Annotated in this window: 18 protein-coding genes; 2 read left to right on the plus strand and 16 right to left on the minus strand. The window is 36.3% G+C overall.

The annotated features are described in order from the left end of the window. Positions 1-40: 40 nt before the first annotated feature. Entirely contained in the window at positions 41-922 is an 882-nt protein-coding gene (dprA, locus tag NSU17_RS03025) for a DNA-processing protein DprA (protein ID WP_232019921.1), read from the minus strand. Between the two features lie 250 nt (positions 923-1,172). On the opposite strand from dprA, the gene NSU17_RS03030 reads away from it, so the two are divergent. Then, positions 1,173-2,447: an ISL3 family transposase gene (locus NSU17_RS03030; RefSeq protein WP_340704247.1), complete on the plus strand. Its 1,275-nt coding sequence runs from the start codon at positions 1,173-1,175 to the stop codon at positions 2,445-2,447. A gap of 99 nt (positions 2,448-2,546) precedes the next feature. Here the strand turns inward: NSU17_RS03030 and sucD are convergent, their stop codons facing one another. From sucD to NSU17_RS03055, 5 genes are all read right to left on the minus strand, one after another. Beyond that, positions 2,547-3,449 (minus strand): succinate--CoA ligase subunit alpha, encoded by a 903-nt coding sequence (gene sucD, locus NSU17_RS03035; protein WP_016837427.1) that lies wholly within the window; start codon positions 3,447-3,449, stop codon positions 2,547-2,549. An 18-nt stretch (positions 3,450-3,467) separates the two neighbouring features. Next, positions 3,468-4,628 carry an ADP-forming succinate--CoA ligase subunit beta gene (gene sucC, locus NSU17_RS03040; protein ID WP_016837429.1) on the minus strand — a complete coding sequence of 387 codons (1,161 nt, stop codon included), beginning with the start codon at positions 4,626-4,628 and terminating at the stop codon, positions 3,468-3,470. 175 nt (positions 4,629-4,803) lie between these two features. Further along, a complete protein-coding gene (locus NSU17_RS03045) occupies positions 4,804-5,079 on the minus strand; it encodes an EscU/YscU/HrcU family type III secretion system export apparatus switch protein (RefSeq protein ID WP_096550650.1) in 276 nt (91 codons plus the stop codon). After that, complete coding sequence (locus NSU17_RS03050; RefSeq protein WP_096550649.1) at positions 5,076-6,932, minus strand: hypothetical protein; 1,857 nt, start codon at positions 6,930-6,932, stop codon at positions 5,076-5,078. Before NSU17_RS03050 ends, NSU17_RS03045 begins: the two co-directional genes overlap by 4 nt. Next, positions 6,929-7,708: a ribonuclease HII gene (locus tag NSU17_RS03055; RefSeq protein ID WP_340704248.1), complete on the minus strand. Its 780-nt coding sequence runs from the start codon at positions 7,706-7,708 to the stop codon at positions 6,929-6,931. Before NSU17_RS03055 ends, NSU17_RS03050 begins: the two co-directional genes overlap by 4 nt. 148 nt (positions 7,709-7,856) lie before the next feature. Between NSU17_RS03055 and NSU17_RS03060 the strand changes: the two genes are divergently transcribed. Beyond that, entirely contained in the window at positions 7,857-8,342 is a 486-nt protein-coding gene (locus NSU17_RS03060; protein WP_096550647.1) for a PCYCGC motif-containing (lipo)protein, read from the plus strand. Positions 8,343-8,394: 52 nt separating this feature from the next. On the opposite strand, the gene ylqF is transcribed toward NSU17_RS03060, so the two are convergent. The 10 genes from ylqF to ftsY form a co-directional block, all read right to left on the minus strand. Next, the gene (ylqF, locus tag NSU17_RS03065; RefSeq protein ID WP_016837436.1) at positions 8,395-9,270 is read right to left on the minus strand and encodes a ribosome biogenesis GTPase YlqF; all 876 of its coding nucleotides are present in this window, start codon (positions 9,268-9,270) and stop codon (positions 8,395-8,397) included. A gap of 54 nt (positions 9,271-9,324) precedes the next feature. Continuing rightward, positions 9,325-9,888 carry a signal peptidase I gene (gene lepB, locus NSU17_RS03070; protein ID WP_016837437.1) on the minus strand — a complete coding sequence of 188 codons (564 nt, stop codon included), beginning with the start codon at positions 9,886-9,888 and terminating at the stop codon, positions 9,325-9,327. A 107-nt stretch (positions 9,889-9,995) separates the two neighbouring features. Further along, positions 9,996-10,340 (minus strand): 50S ribosomal protein L19, encoded by a 345-nt coding sequence (rplS, locus tag NSU17_RS03075; RefSeq protein ID WP_016837438.1) that lies wholly within the window; start codon positions 10,338-10,340, stop codon positions 9,996-9,998. 194 nt (positions 10,341-10,534) lie between these two features. After that, positions 10,535-11,272, minus strand: a complete 738-nt coding sequence (trmD, locus tag NSU17_RS03080; RefSeq protein ID WP_016837439.1) for a tRNA (guanosine(37)-N1)-methyltransferase TrmD — start codon at positions 11,270-11,272, stop codon at positions 10,535-10,537. Further along, complete coding sequence (gene rimM, locus NSU17_RS03085; protein ID WP_016837440.1) at positions 11,269-11,790, minus strand: ribosome maturation factor RimM; 522 nt, start codon at positions 11,788-11,790, stop codon at positions 11,269-11,271. The genes trmD and rimM overlap by 4 nt, the downstream gene beginning before the upstream one ends. A 140-nt stretch (positions 11,791-11,930) precedes the next feature. Then, positions 11,931-12,161 (minus strand): KH domain-containing protein, encoded by a 231-nt coding sequence (locus tag NSU17_RS03090; protein ID WP_016837441.1) that lies wholly within the window; start codon positions 12,159-12,161, stop codon positions 11,931-11,933. A 23-nt stretch (positions 12,162-12,184) separates the two neighbouring features. Beyond that, a complete protein-coding gene (gene rpsP, locus NSU17_RS03095) occupies positions 12,185-12,463 on the minus strand; it encodes a 30S ribosomal protein S16 (RefSeq protein WP_016837442.1) in 279 nt (92 codons plus the stop codon). A 102-nt stretch (positions 12,464-12,565) separates the two neighbouring features. After that, on the minus strand, positions 12,566-13,927 hold the full coding sequence (gene ffh, locus NSU17_RS03100) for a signal recognition particle protein (RefSeq protein WP_340704249.1): 1,362 nt from the start codon (positions 13,925-13,927) through the stop codon (positions 12,566-12,568). Between the two features lie 12 nt (positions 13,928-13,939). Beyond that, positions 13,940-14,272: a putative DNA-binding protein gene (locus NSU17_RS03105; protein ID WP_016837444.1), complete on the minus strand. Its 333-nt coding sequence runs from the start codon at positions 14,270-14,272 to the stop codon at positions 13,940-13,942. A gap of 178 nt (positions 14,273-14,450) precedes the next feature. Then, positions 14,451-15,692, minus strand: a complete 1,242-nt coding sequence (gene ftsY, locus NSU17_RS03110) for a signal recognition particle-docking protein FtsY (protein ID WP_096550643.1) — start codon at positions 15,690-15,692, stop codon at positions 14,451-14,453.

Raw genomic sequence — 15,692 nt, forward strand, 5'->3', positions numbered from 1 at the left:
ACAGTTTGACTAATAATGCAACTTTTTTTCAATATATTTCCTAAAAAAACAAATTTAATTCATCTAAAATTTGTTGACCGTTCCATACAGGAATTGCTCCTTCTCTTAACAATCGATTCGTTCCCTCTGAAAGTTTTGAATCAATAGGGCCTGGTACTACAAATATATCTTTTCCATGTTCTAAAGCATGATCTGTCGTAATTAACGTACCGCTTTTCACCGCAGCTTCTGTTACTACAATCGCTTCACTAATACCACTTATAATACGATTCCTGAGTGGAAAATGCCACCTTTTGGGACCAACATAGGGTGGAAATTCCGTTACCAATAAGTGTTGATTAGCCATTATCGTCGCTAATTTCTTATTTTCTTTAGGATAAATATGAAATAATCCATTCCCTAATATACCAATCGTTTTCCCGCCGTATCGAATAGTTGCCTCATGAGCCATTCTATCTGCACCTTTTGCCAATCCACTAACGACAACTATATCCTTTTCAATTAAAGGTGGAACAATCGACTCCAGCGCTTTCACAGTATATTGTGTAGCCATTCTAGAACCGATAATAGCAATTTTTCTTCTAGTTAATAAAGATAGATCCCCTTTCGCATAAAGCACAGTAGGTGAATCGACTAATGTAAGTAAAGATAGGGGATAATTTGGATCGGTATAAGGAATTACATGTATTCCTTCATGATTATATGCATCAAGCAAATTTTTCTTTAACATTCTCTTATAATTAGTTAGGATTTTTTCTGCTTTTTCCGATGAAATTTGGAGAATGGACGTTAATTTTGTAGGCGATAAAAATTGCAGTTCATGAAGGGAGGAAATTTCATCTAATAATTTGTGAAATTGATTTAGTGGAAGTGGGTAAACATAGTGGAAGGTAATCAACTCATCAATTGAAAATGAGCTCACATTACCCCTCCTATAGTAGAACATATCCTTTTCGTGACCGCACAAAGAATTGTCCAAAAAATATTATAAAATAAAGAAATGAAAAAGTGTAACGCAAATAGATGCGCTACACTCTTTATAGGCTCTATAATATTTGGTGTTGGTGAGTATAAACCAGCACCAATTTTTTTGAACAAAAAAAAATGAGACAGTGACAAAACTCTGGTAAAATGTAATCGACCAAAACCACATTTACAAGGAGTGATGTCACATGTCTCATCATTATTCTATACGTAATTTATTAAATATTAAAGACAAAAATATCACATTTGATGAAAATTTTTGTGCAGAAGAACTCATTAAAGGGGTCCAATCAAAAGTCTTTTATGGCCAATTAACTTACCAACCAAAAGCTTGTTATGCTTGTGGACATGTCTTTGATGATCAAATCATTAAACACGGTTTTAAAACGTCTCTCATTAAAATGCCTAGCATTTCAGGTTTTCATACCTACTTAAAATTGCGTAAACAGCGTTATTTCTGTAAACATTGTCATTCCACGTTTACTTTAAAAACGAGCGTCGTGGCTAAAAACTGTTGTATTTCCAACAATACTAAAGTATCGATTGCTTTAAATGCCAAAGATAAAATATCCGAAAAAGATATTGCGATGAAACATAATGTTTCTCATGCCACTGTCAGTCGAGTCATTGACAGCTTTTATAGCTACTATCAACCAAATGTTCACTACCTTCCAAAGCATTTGTGTTTTGATGAGTTTAAATCAGTGAAATCCGCAGCTGGAGCGATGTCCTTTATTTTCTGCGACTCTGAAACGGGGGAGATTGTGGATATCGTGGAGGACCGGAGATTACATGTCCTCAAAGAGTATTTCTTACGGTATTCCAAGAAGGCGAGAGATGCGGTAAAAACGATTGTCATCGATATGTACAGCCCTTATATTTCCTTAATCCAAGAAGTTTTCCCTAAAGCGGAAATCATACTCGACAAATTCCATATCCTCCAACTATTTAGCAGAGCTTTAAACAAAACGCGCATCAACGTCATGAATCGGGATAAAAAGAATTACAATAAATTGAAAAAATACTGGAAGCTCCTTCTGAAAGATCAAACAAAACTTGATTATAAGAACTATAAATATCATCGTTGCTTTAAAAAGCATATGTGTGAGGTGGAGATTCTCCACTATCTCATTGATTTAGATTCTGAATTAAAAGCGTCCTATGAGTTATACCAATACGTTCGACATTGCATCAAAACCAAAGACTTTGAGCTCTTGAAGAAAACCTTGGCGAATAAACAGAACAGCGTTTCCAGCTATATGAAAACCGCCATCAAGACAATAAACAAATACATAAATTACGTGGAGAATACGTTGAAATATGATTATAACAACGGCATTTTAGAGGGGATTAATAACAAAATCAAAGTGATTAAACGCATTTCTTTCGGTTATCGATCCTTCTATCACTTTAGAAACCGAATATTCATTACCCAAAACTTAGCGAAAATAAAAACAGCTTAGGGGAACCTCGAATTTCCCCTAAGCCATCCGATTACATATTACCAAATAATGTCACTAAAATTTATTCACCAACACCATTTGACAAAGAACCTCTTTATATTAATGGGTTTTACATTTTTCGTATAGCCCTTTTTCTTTTAATACTTTAATTAATGTTTCACCAATTACAGACGGTGTTGGAGCGATTTCAATTCCCGCATCATTCATCGCCTTAACTTTTTCCGCTGCTGTACCTTTACCGCCAGAAATAATCGCACCAGCATGTCCCATTCGTTTTCCTGGAGGTGCTGTTTGACCTGCGATAAATCCGACAACCGGTTTTTTCATATTTTCTTTAATCCATGCTGCTGCTTCTTCTTCAGCTGTACCACCAATTTCACCAATCATCACAACTGCGTATGTTTCCGGATCTTCATTGAATTCTTTTAATACATCTACAAAGTTTGTACCGTTAACAGGGTCACCGCCAATTCCCACAGCAGTTGTTTGGCCAATACCAGCATCTGATAATTGAAGTACTGCTTCATATGTTAAAGTACCAGAGCGGGATACTAAACCAACATGACCTTTTTTCAAAATATATCCAGGCATAATACCGATTTTACATTCTTCAGCTGTCACAAGTCCAGGGCAGTTTGGACCTAGTAAGCGCGTTTTCTTCCCTTCCATAAAACGCTTAACTTTCACCATGTCTAATACTGGAATATGTTCCGTAATACAGCATGTAAATTCTAATTCAGCTTCTACCGCTTCCATAATCGCATCAGCAGCAAATGGCGCCGGTACGAAAATAACAGAAGCATTCGCTCCTGTAGCTGCTTTTGCCTCAGCTACCGTATTAAATACAGGTACTCCTTCGATTACTTGTCCACCTTTACCAGGTGTTACCCCTGCTACGATTTTTGTACCGTACTCCAACATTTGTTTTGTATGGAATAAAGCTGTTTCACCAGTAATACCTTGAACAATTACTTTCGTATCTTTATTTACATAAATCGCCATTGTTCTCCCCAGCCTTTCTTACCTTACGAGTTCTATAATTTTTTGTGCACCTTCAGCCATTGAAGTCGTTCCGATAATATTTAATCCAGATTTATTTAGTATTTCTTTACCAAGAGCAGAGTTTGTTCCTTCTAAACGAACAACTAACGGAACATTTAAACCAATTTGTTTCGCTGCTGCTACTACACCTTCAGCGATGACATCACATTTCATAATGCCCCCGAAAATATTTACAAAAATACCTTTTACGTTCGGATCAGAAAGAATAATTTTAAACGCTTCTGTTACTTTTTCCGTATTTGCACCACCACCAACGTCTAAGAAGTTGGCTGGAGAGCCTCCATAATAGCTGATTGTATCCATTGTTGCCATCGCAAGACCTGCACCATTAACAAGACATCCGATATTTCCGTCTAATGATACATAGTTTAAATCGTACTTTGATGCTTGAATTTCTTTTGGATCTTCTTCATCAAAGTCACGTAATTCAACGATATCAGGATGGCGATAAAGAGCATTTGCATCAAAGTTAAATTTCGCATCTAACGCCATAATTTTATCGTCTTCTGTTAGCACAAGTGGATTGATTTCAAGAATAGAAGCATCTTTTTCCACAAAAGCAGTGTATAATCCAATCATGAGTTTAGCAGCTTGATTTACTAACTTTGGTGGAATTTCCATATTAAATGCTAATCTTCTTGCTTGGAATGGTAATAATCCTGTTATCGGATCAATTACTTCTTTAAAGATTTTTTCAGGTGATTTTTCTGCTACTTCTTCAATCTCCATTCCACCTTCTGCTGAACCCATAACAGTAATGCGCGAAGTGGATCTATCCAAAATAAAACTGATATAGTACTCTTTTTTAATTTCGCAACCTTCTTCAATATAAAGGCGTTTTACTTCCTTACCTTGTGGACCTGTTTGTTGCGTAACTAAAATTTTTCCTAATAAATCCTTCGCATATGCACGAACTTCATCCAAATTTTTGGCTACTTTTACCCCGCCGGCTTTCCCACGTCCACCAGCATGGATTTGAGCCTTCACCACTGTGATATTTGATCCAAGTTCTTTTGCAACTTTAACTGCTTCATCCGGTGAAAAAGCAACTTTTCCGTTTGGAACTGCTACACCATAATTCCTAAGAATTTCCTTACCTTGATATTCATGGATATTCATTTGCCATCCTCCAATTCACCAATTTGGGAAATAGTTTGTTACCAATACTATTTTAATCAAACAGTAACCCATTGTCTATGTTCGCATTTTTTTCGTATTTTTCTTAATTTTCGACACATTTTTCTACTTCGCGTAAAATAAGCATTTTTGCTTTTACAATACTACAATAGTCATGTTAAGAATGTGAAGAAACTTTTCGATCTAATCGATAAATAAAAGCAAATACTTCTGCCACTGCTTCATATAAGTCTTGTGGTATCGACTCGTTTAAATCGAGTTGTCCCAGCAATTCTACTAGGCTGGGATCTTCATATATAGGTACATCGAATTCTTGCGCTTTTTGCAGGATATTTTCTGCAATTTTCCCTTTACCTTTCGCAATCACTTTCGGACTATTTTCTTCAGGATTATACATAAGGGCAACTGCTTCTTTTCTTTTTTCCGAATTCATACGCGAATATCCACTCCCCTTTGTACTGCCCCTCTGTCATTCAATTTTTCAATATTTTTCTCAAGATTTTTTTGCAAAGTTTTTTTATAAGGTTTAATCAATACACCGGATAAATGATAGTTTTTTTCTTCAAGGCCCACTTTTAAAGCTTTTTTTAACGGCTCAGCTAGTACATCTAACCCTTCCAGTTCATTGTACACATAAATTGAAACAATTCGGTTCTGCACCTGCATATCAATCACCGTTTCTTTTAATGCTTCCAAATTTAGATAAAATAAAATCCGAGCATAGTTGGAATCAATTTTTCCATCTTTTTTCATTCTTCCATTCCATTGAATGGTCGCATCTACGTGCTTTCCTAAAAATTGCAATGGAAGTTGCATAATGATTTGATGTTGATGACCTGTTTCTCCAGAAAGCAGTTGCATTCCATTTAATCGGGCTAACACCATCTCAGCACTATTCTTCAATTCTGTAGATGCCTTCTCATCTTGAATAAGGGACAATAATTGGGGCTTTATAGATTGGATGAGGTTTGTAACATCTTCTCCTTTGTTCAGTGCAGCTTCATAACTTAAACCAAGCCTTATTAATATTTGTTGAATCGCTTTTTGTATCCCTTGACTGTTCAACGATGACTCCAAAATTGCTTGAGATTCCGCCATCATAACTTGTGTAGATGGTTCTTTAGATGCTTGAAAAGCTTTTGCCATTTGAATAAATTCCATGTCGCTCTTTATCGTCATTTCCTGTTTTAGTAGTGACAATAAATGCTCCTTCGGCGAAACTCCATCTTCGTTTAAAAATAATCGATTTACTGTTTGTTCTGAAAAGGCTTTTAACAATTGGACATGGAGTTGTTTAGCCAATTGTTCAACATGATTAGTGTTTTCGAAGGATTTGAGCAATTCATGAATGGTATTTTTCTGTTGTTCTGTAAGCGTCACTTCCCCTTTAATCCAATGGGTAATCTGTTGAATTGTTTGAGCAATTGAAACAGTTGAACTTGATTGCAACTGTCTGACAAAGAATCCTGCTGTTTCATTGCGAGAAGAGAGCGTTGCGGTGTTCAACCAATTATTAAGTGTTGCATCTTTTGGTAAAATATTTGCTTCTTTTAAAATATTTAACGCTTCAAGTTGCTTTGTTTCTTGTCCATCACTTTGTAGAAGAATTTGCACAGAGCGTGCAATCATCATTCCCGCTGTTTCTGCTTCGAAAGGTTTGGCAATGGACTGCAACGCATTTAGTAAATTTTCTTTTATTTGAGGTGAAATTAAGTGATTTTGTTGCAATAATTGGGTAAGTTGTTCAAGGTTATTGGAAATGCCACTTGTTTTCGAACCGAGTAGTAGCGCCTTAAATGTTACTTCCGAAAAAGGAATTTTCAATTCCATCATCTTTTGCAATGTTTGTAACGCTTCTTGCTTTGTTACTCCGTCAGGTAAATTTTTCAACCATATGTCCGATTGCAATATTTGTTCCTTAACAATAGGAAGCTGATGTTTGATGAAATGCGTCAACAGTTGCTGCATTTCAGGAGACTTCGGCAAATGCAATGTTTCAATCAATTGTTGCACATTTACAAATTCCTTCGTCATTGGCCCTGTAACCACTTTTAACTCCGTCTGGGGGGAAGTGCTCATCACTTGGAAATAATGCGAATCTCCCGCTTTTAAAGGCGTTTCCAGTTTTGCTATGAGACGATGCTCGCCAATTTGGATTTCCGCCATTTGATTTGGATATAATTGTTTAATCTTTCCATGGAATACTTGTCCTTGTTTCAACACAAGAGGATTTATTTGTGCGGACACTTGTTGTTGTTGAATCGGTTGAAAGGAAGGAATTGTCATATCATCACCTTCTTCTCCAGCATTGTTTTAATTGGTTCAAATGATTTGCGATGATGAATGGTTGGCCCAAATTGTTCAATTGCTTCTAAATGTTGCTTTGTGCCATAACCAGCATGCTGATCAAATCCGTATTGAGGATATTCTTTATGTAACTTTTCCATATATAAATCCCGTTCGTGTTTAGCTAATATCGATGCCGCTCCAATCGCAAGACTTTTCGCATCGCCTTTTATTATATTTTTTTGAGGTATATCAATCGGGACTGTAACTGCATCTACAATGCAAAAATCTGGGCGTATTTTTAACCTTTCAATACACATTTTCATCGATTGTTTTGTTGCTTCTAAAATATTCATCTCATCAATGATTTCCGCGCTCTGAAAATGTATTGAATAATCAAGAGCATGCTTTTTAATTAACTCAGCAAATTCTGCGCGTTTCTTTTTGGATAGTTGTTTTGAATCATTGACTCCAACAAGTTCTGGACAATCCTTTGGTAAAATGACTGCGCAAGTGACAACTGGTCCAGCTAGAGGACCTCTTCCTGCCTCATCTATTCCAGCTAAATAGGCATCTTCAAAGGGAAGAAAACTTGCATCAAATGCTTGCTTTTGACGAAATTGTTCAAGCATTTTCTCCTGATTTTGTAATCTCTTTTTAAACTGTAAAAAAGCTTTTTGTACTCCCGCTCTTTCGTCATTTTCAAGTTCCTTCATCCATGGCTCATATGTATTCGCACTTTTTAATGCTTCTGTTATTTCCTTAATTGTTTTCATACTTGCTTTCTCCTAATATTTTTATTTTATATCGGCTTAAATAGATTTCTTATAAGATTGACTAGAGTGATTCCATGATTCCACTCATGCTGTACTTTATCATAAATTCATTCTATAATGAGGGGGAATATACTGTGGAGGAAAAGAAATGAAAAAAATATACATATTGCTCTCTCTTCTTTTTATACTGAGCGCTTGCAAAGGCGAAACAACTCAACAAGAAGTTCACAGTGATACAAGCCATATTCAGCACAATCCATTGTCGGGAGATTTACAAGAACTAACCTCTATTAATGAATTGCCTTCTTTTTTACAAGAAAAACATGAAAACATAACGACTGTATACAAAATCGCATTCGAACATGCCGATGTGTTGCAATGGATTCCTTGTTATTGCGGTTGTGGAGAATCAGCTGGCCACCGAAGCAGTTTAAATTGCTTCGTTGCTGAAATTCGCGACGAACAAGTTCTGTGGGATGACCATGGAACTCGCTGTCTCGTTTGTATGGAAATTGCAGTTGAATCTGCAAAGCTCTCAAATGATGGAAAATCCATTAAAGAAATTCGAAAATATATTGATGAAAAATATCAAGAGGGCTTTTCGAAACCAACTCCGACTGAAATGCCTGCATAAAATTAAACCATCCATAAAGTTTCTCGATGGGACTTTTGGATGGTTTTTTCATCTAATTGTGAACAAGTTCTTTTTTTAATTCTTCATCAACAAAATCAAAAGTTAATTTCCCTAATTCTAAATTGCGAATATCGCGTACAATCAATTCTGATACTTTATCATAGTCAATTGTACCACCAGGACCTAATACATTGCGCAATTTTCCGATATGGTCATAAGTCTTTACGATATCTTCATCTACTGAACTAATACCATAGCGTTCATTCATTCGCTCAGGATAATGGGTAGATAAAAAATTCAACGCATAAGTTGCTAAATCTTCCATATTGAGGATTGTATCTTTAATTGCTCCCGTTAAAGCCAGTTTTAAACCTACCTCTTTATCTTCGAATTTTGGCCATAAAATTCCTGGCGTATCTAATAATTCTAATTCTTTTCCAACTTTAACCCATTGCTGGGCTTTCGTGACCCCCGGAGTATTACCAGTCTTGGCTATGTTTTTTTTGGCTAGACGATTGATTAAAGTTGATTTTCCTACGTTCGGAATCCCTACAATCATCGCTCGAATGGCGCGGGGTTTCATCCCTTTTGCTTTCATGCGAGCCCATTTTTCTGCTAATATTTGTTGAGCAGCTTTTGTGACCTGGTTTAGTCCTTTCCCTTCAAAGGAGTTGATGGCGATTGCCGTTAATCCTTTATTCGAAAAATATTCAACCCATTTTTTCGTCTCTGTTTCATCAGCCATGTCTGCTTTATTTAATAATATCAATCGAGGTTTTTGGTTAATGACTTCATCAATCATTGGATTTCTTGAAGATAATGGCAATCGGGCATCAACTAATTCAAAGACAATATCAACAAGTTTTAAATGTTCTTGAACTTGTCGTTTTGCTTTTGCCATATGCCCTGGAAACCATTGAATTGTCATTATTATTCCTCCTTCAGTCAAAAAAGAAAAGGAGTGTTCATCTACTCCTCTTTTTTATTTCACAATTTTTATTTCACTTAAAGGCCAAAAGACTACGCTTGTACTGCCAATGATTTCATCTTCACTGACGACTCCGATGTGGCGGCTATCCTTGCTGAATCGTCGGTTATCCCCCATTACAAATACATAACCTTCCGGAATTACGTCAAGGCTTGGATCAATATCTTGGAGGGTAAAATCTTGCGTTAATTGACCTTCTGAGAGTTGTGATTTATATTCATCTAAATATGGTTCATCGATGGGTTCACCGTTAATATACAACTGGTCATCTTTATATTCAATATGTTCACCAGGCAATCCAATAACTCTTTTGATATAGTCTTTGCCTTCTGGTGCATGGAATACAACAATGTCAAACCGCTTTGGTTCACCTAATCGATATCCGATTTTATTGACGATCATCTTGTCGCCATCTTTTAGCGTTGGCATCATCGATTCTCCATCTACCACAATAGGTGTAAATAAAAAGTAACGAATAACTACAGCAATGAGGAGAGCAATGATTAACGCTTTTGTCCATTCCCAAATCTCGTTTTTTTCTTTTTTTACTTTTTCCACGAGAGCATTCCCCCAAATCTACTATCTACATTTTATTTCATTCTTATTCTTTATGACAAGCAAAAGAAAGGAGGCTTTTTAAAACAAAGCCCCCTTTAGTAGAATGATTATCGAATTTCTTTAATACGTGCTGCTTTACCACGTAAATTACGTAAGTAGTAAAGTTTTGCACGGCGCACTTTACCGCGACGAACAACTTCTAATTTTGCAATTTTTGGTGTGTGAACAGGGAAAGTACGTTCAACCCCTACACCGTAAGAAATTTTACGCACTGTAAATGTTTCGCTAATTCCACCACCGCGACGTTTAATTACTACGCCTTCGAATACTTGGATACGTTCACGGTTACCTTCTTGAATACGAACGTGTACGCGAACTGTATCACCAGGGCGGAATTCAGGAAGATCTGTGCGAAGTTGTTCTTTTGTAATTTCTGCAATAATATTTGACATGTTTATTCTCTCCTTATACCGAATGTTCATATAGTCTTATTCACTACAGCGGAACACCGTAATTAAAGCTTCTCATAGAAGCACAGATTGAATATTATCATACTTTAAATCAACGTGCAAGGAAAATTCTAATCACGAATCAATAATCAACTAAAAGGGACTGTTTATTCATATTGATTATTTTTATAAAATATTCATGATTTTTCATTTTTTCTTTTTAAAGTTTCAAGATATTCCAGTTGTTTTGGTGTTAGTTCAATATTTTTCAATAAGTCAGGTCTTCGCTCAAAAGTGCGCTTGATTGATTGTTCCATACGCCATTCTTCAATTTTTTGATGATTTCCTGACAATAGCACATCTGGAACTTTCATTCCTCTAAATTCTTGGGGTCTTGTGTAATGCGGGTGTTCTAACAGCCCTGTAGAAAATGAATCATGAATATGTGAAGCTTCTTGTCCCAATACTCCAGGAATTAAGCGAACAACCGAATCAATAATCGCCATTGCCGGTATTTCTCCACCAGTCAATACAAAATCCCCAATGGATATTTCATCGGTTACAAGATGCTCTCGAATACGTTCATCATATCCTTCGTAATGTCCACAAATAAAAACAAGTTCCTCTTCTTCCGCCAATTCTTCCGCTTTCGACTGAGTGAACCGTTCTCCTTGTGGACACATGAGAATAACGCGAGGATTACGGCCTTCAGTAATCGATTCAACCGCATGAAACACTGGCTCAGGCTTCAACACCATACCAGCTCCCCCACCATAAGGATAATCGTCTACCTGTTTATGTTTGTTGTCGCTGTAATCACGAATATTGGTTACTTGAATATCGACGATTCCTTTTTCTTGGGCTTTTTTTAAGATGGATGAACCGAACACACCATCAAACATTTCAGGAAATAAGGTAAGCACATGTATTTTCATGATAATAATCCTTCCATCACATGAATGGTAATTCGTTTATTGTCAACATCAATATCTTTAACTACATCTTCAATATAAGGGATATAATGTTTTTTCCCTTTTCCGTCTTTTAATTCCCAAACATCGTTAGCGCCAGTTTCTAAAATATTTGTGATTTCCCCTAAGAGTTCTCCTTCTTCTGAATAAACTTGGCAGCCAATGATTTCAAAATAATAATATTCGTTTTCGCCTAATTCGTCTTCTTTTAATTGGTCTTTTGAAATTTTTAATACACTGTTTTTAAATGGTTCTACTTGATTGATGTTATAATATCCTTCAAATGTTAACAAAATAAAGTTTTTATGTCTCCGGGCATTTTCTACTGTCACCCAGATTGGTTCTGCATTATCACTTTTAAAAATAGCAAGTTGCGATCCTTTTTTGAAACGAATATCTTCAAAATCTGTGGAAGAAATGACGCGCACCTCTCCACGAATGCCGTGTGTATTGACAATGCGACCCACATTTAACCATTCCATCAAACGACACCTCTTTACATTGAAGTTTTCTATTTAACTGGCTTTTCTCCAACTAGTTCATCATGGTACACGATATAGTTTGATTAACCTAGGAAGATTTTATATGTATAAAAAAGGGGCTGAAGTAGCCCCTTTTTGCATTAGTCCAATATATCGACGTAAGTTTTTTTCTTTTGGTGACCGCTAGCTGAATAAACAATAGTACGAATCGCCTTCGCAACACGACCTTGTTTACCAATCACTTTTCCTCGATCCTCTGGATTGACAAAAAGTTTATAAACAATGCGACTAGCATTTTCATCTTTTTCAACGCGAACGTCTTCGGGATAATCAACTAGTGGTTTGACAATTGTTTCAATCAGCTTTTGCATGCGGACACCTCCAAAGTTTTTTATTAAGCGTTTTTATTGAATTTTAAATTGTGGAATTTTTCCATAATTCCTTGTTGTGAGAACAAGTTACGTACTGTATCAGATGGTTTCGCACCATTTGCTAACCATTTAAGAGCTTTCTCTTCATCGATATTGATTGTTGCTGGAACAGTTAGAGGATTGTAAGTACCAACTGTTTCAATTGAACGTCCGTCACGTGGAGAACGAGAATCAGCAACTACGATACGATAGAAAGGAGATTTTTTAGCTCCCATACGTTTTAAACGAATTTTTACTGCCATGTTTATTGCACCTCCGAATTAGTTTCACACAAGATAGAATAATATCAGTGTTTGATTTGTTTGTAAAGTGTTTTTTCTTAACAGTTCATTTTTTCTTTTATATTAAAATTTAAATAATGAATCGAATCCAGGAAGTTTCATTTTCTTCTTGCCTTTTCCCTGTGTCATGCTCGTCATTTGCTTCATCATTTTTTTCATATCTTCAAATTGTTTTAATAATCGGTTGACCTCCTGAATGGATGTACCAGAACCTTTTGCGATTCTCTTTTTACGGCTAGCATTGATGATTTCTGGACGCTCTCTTTCTTCAGGCGTCATGGAATAAATAATAGCCTCCAGGCGATCGATTTGTTTTTCGTCGATTTGAATATTATTTAAACCTTTTATTTTATTGGCACCTGGAAGCATTTTTAATAAGTCTTCCAACGGTCCCATTTTTCGGACAGCTTTAATTTGTTCTACAAAATCATCGAAAGTAAAGCTTTGCGTTTTAAACTTTTCTTCCAATTCTTTCGCTTTTTCTAAATCCACATTTGCCTGTGCTTTTTCAATTAGCGATAGGACGTCGCCCATCCCTAGTATACGAGAAGCCATACGTTCTGGATGGAATGGCTCTAAAGCGTCCATCTTCTCACCCATACCAACAAATTTTATTGGCTTTTCTGTCACAGCACGAATCGATAACGCAGCACCACCGCGTGTATCTCCATCTAATTTTGTTAAGATGACGCCTGAGATGCCAATTGCATCATTGAAACTTTGAGCAACATTAACTGCGTCTTGTCCGGTCATGGCATCAACAACTAAAAATACTTCGTCTGGTTCTTTAATGGCCCGAATATTTTTTAATTCGTCCATCAGTTCTTCATCGATATGTAATCGACCAGCTGTATCGATAATGACCACGTCATAATGTTCTTTTTTTGCATGTTCGATTGCTTCTTCCGCAATTTTCACAGGAGAAACATTCGCACCAAGAGAAAACACAGGAATCGAAAGTTGTTTTCCTAATGTTTCCAATTGTTTAATAGCTGCTGGACGATATATATCAGCAGCAACTAAAAGCGGTTTACGATTGTATTTCTTCCTTAAAACATTTGCAAGTTTTCCGGAAGTCGTAGTTTTACCAGCACCTTGCAAACCTACCATCATAATGACTGTTGGAGGCTTTGTATTAAATTTAATTTGACTCTGTTCTCCACCCATCAACTCAGTCAATTCATCTTTTACAATCTTAATGACTTGTTGACCAGGTGTTAAACTTTTCATAACTTCAACGCCGACTGCTCTTTCACTTACTTTTTTTACAAAGTCTTTTACAACTTTTAAATTTACGTCGGCTTCAATCAATGCAAGGCGCACTTCCCGCATCATTTGTTTTACATCTGCTTCAGTAACTTTTCCCTTGCCTTTAATTTTTTGGATTGTGCTTTGGAGTCGTTCTGATAATCCTTCAAATGCCAAACTTTTCGCCTCCTAATCCGTTTCTTTTAATTGATCTATTAACTTTAATTGTTCTTCAATAGAGGCATTGCCTTTGATTGCAGCGGCTAGCTTTTCAATCGTTTGCTGACGCTTTTGAAACTTTTCAAATAACTTTAGTTTTTCTTCATATTCTTCAAGCATTGCTTCAGTGCGACGGATATTATCGTATACAGCTTGTCGAGAAACTTTGTAGCTTTCTGCAATTTCACCTAAGGAAAGATCATCTAAATAATATAGCTCCATATATGCCCGCTGTTTATCCGTTAACAAAGCTTGATAAAAATCGAAGAGAAAATTCATCCGCGTCGTTTTTTCAAGTAACATCGAATGTCTCTCCATTCATATTTTTTCTACTGTATCATATCGGTTTTACTTATAAGTGTCAAGTAAATTCCCTTTAACACTGATAATATACACGAATCGGAAATGTTATTGCTAGCGCCATTAAGTATTTGAGCCTGGCCAAAAATTTTTGGTCAGGCTCCTTTTCAAATATCTCTTCTTATTGTTCAGCTTTTTTCAATTCTTGGTCTAATGAATCAGCAAATAATCCGTATACATATCGTTCCGCATCAAATGGTTGTAGGTCATCAATTTTTTCACCTAAACCAACGAATTTAACCGGAATATTTAATTTGTTACGAATTGCTAAGACAATACCACCTTTTGCTGTACCATCCAATTTTGTTAATACAATCCCCGTCACATTTGTCGCTTCTTTAAATGTTTGAGCTTGAATTAACGCATTTTGACCCGTTGTCGCATCTAACGCAAGCAACACTTCATGTGGGGCGTTTGGAATTTCACGAGAAATAACACGATGCACTTTTTCTAGTTCCTTCATTAAGTTCACTTTGTTTTGTAAACGGCCAGCTGTGTCACAAATCAACACATCAACACCGCGCTTTTTCGCAGCATTAATAGCATCATAAATTACCGCAGCGGGATCTGAGCCTTCTGATTGTTTAATTACTTCGCAGCCAACTCGATCGCCCCAAACTTGAAGCTGTTCTATGGCACCAGCACGGAATGTATCACCAGCAGCAAGCATCACTTTTTTTCCTTGATTTTTCAAACGATGAGCAAGTTTACCAATTGTCGTTGTTTTCCCTACACCATTTACACCCACAAATAAAATAACTGTTAACTCACCATTTGGTTGCAAATTAAGTTCAGAAATGCCTTCCTCGCCCTTTTCATAAATTTCCACTAATTTTTCACAAATAATTTCATAAATGCCATCTGTATCTTTTATATTTTTTCGTTGTACTTCAAAGCGGAGTTCGTCCATTAATTCCATAACTGTTTCAAAACCTACATCCGCTTGCAATAATATTTCTTCTAATTCTTCAAAGAATTCTTCGTCTACCTTGCGATAACGTGCAATTAAATCGTTCACTTTAGAAGTAAACGTATCACGGGTTTTTGCAAGACCTATTTTAAATTTTTGAGTGATCGACCATGCGGAAGGCTTCTTCTCCTCTTCCTTTTCATCCTCTTGTTGAACCGTTTCAACGTCATCACCAAGAGTTTCTTCCGCTTTTTCGCTGTCATCGGAAAAAGTTTCTTCAGTTTCTATCGTTTCATTTTTTTCTTCAATTACTTCTTTTGATGTTTCTTCCACATCATCAGCTTCATTTTGAACATCTTCGCTTTGTTCAGCCGTTTCCTCAACCGTGTCCTGCTGTAATTTTTCTTCTGATTTTCCACTTAATTTTTCCTTCAAACGTTTAAAAAAGCTCAT

The organism is Ureibacillus sp. FSL K6-2830 (genome assembly GCF_038004145.1).
In the GTDB taxonomy this organism is placed as follows: Bacteria; Bacillota; Bacilli; order Bacillales_A; family Planococcaceae; genus Ureibacillus; species Ureibacillus thermosphaericus.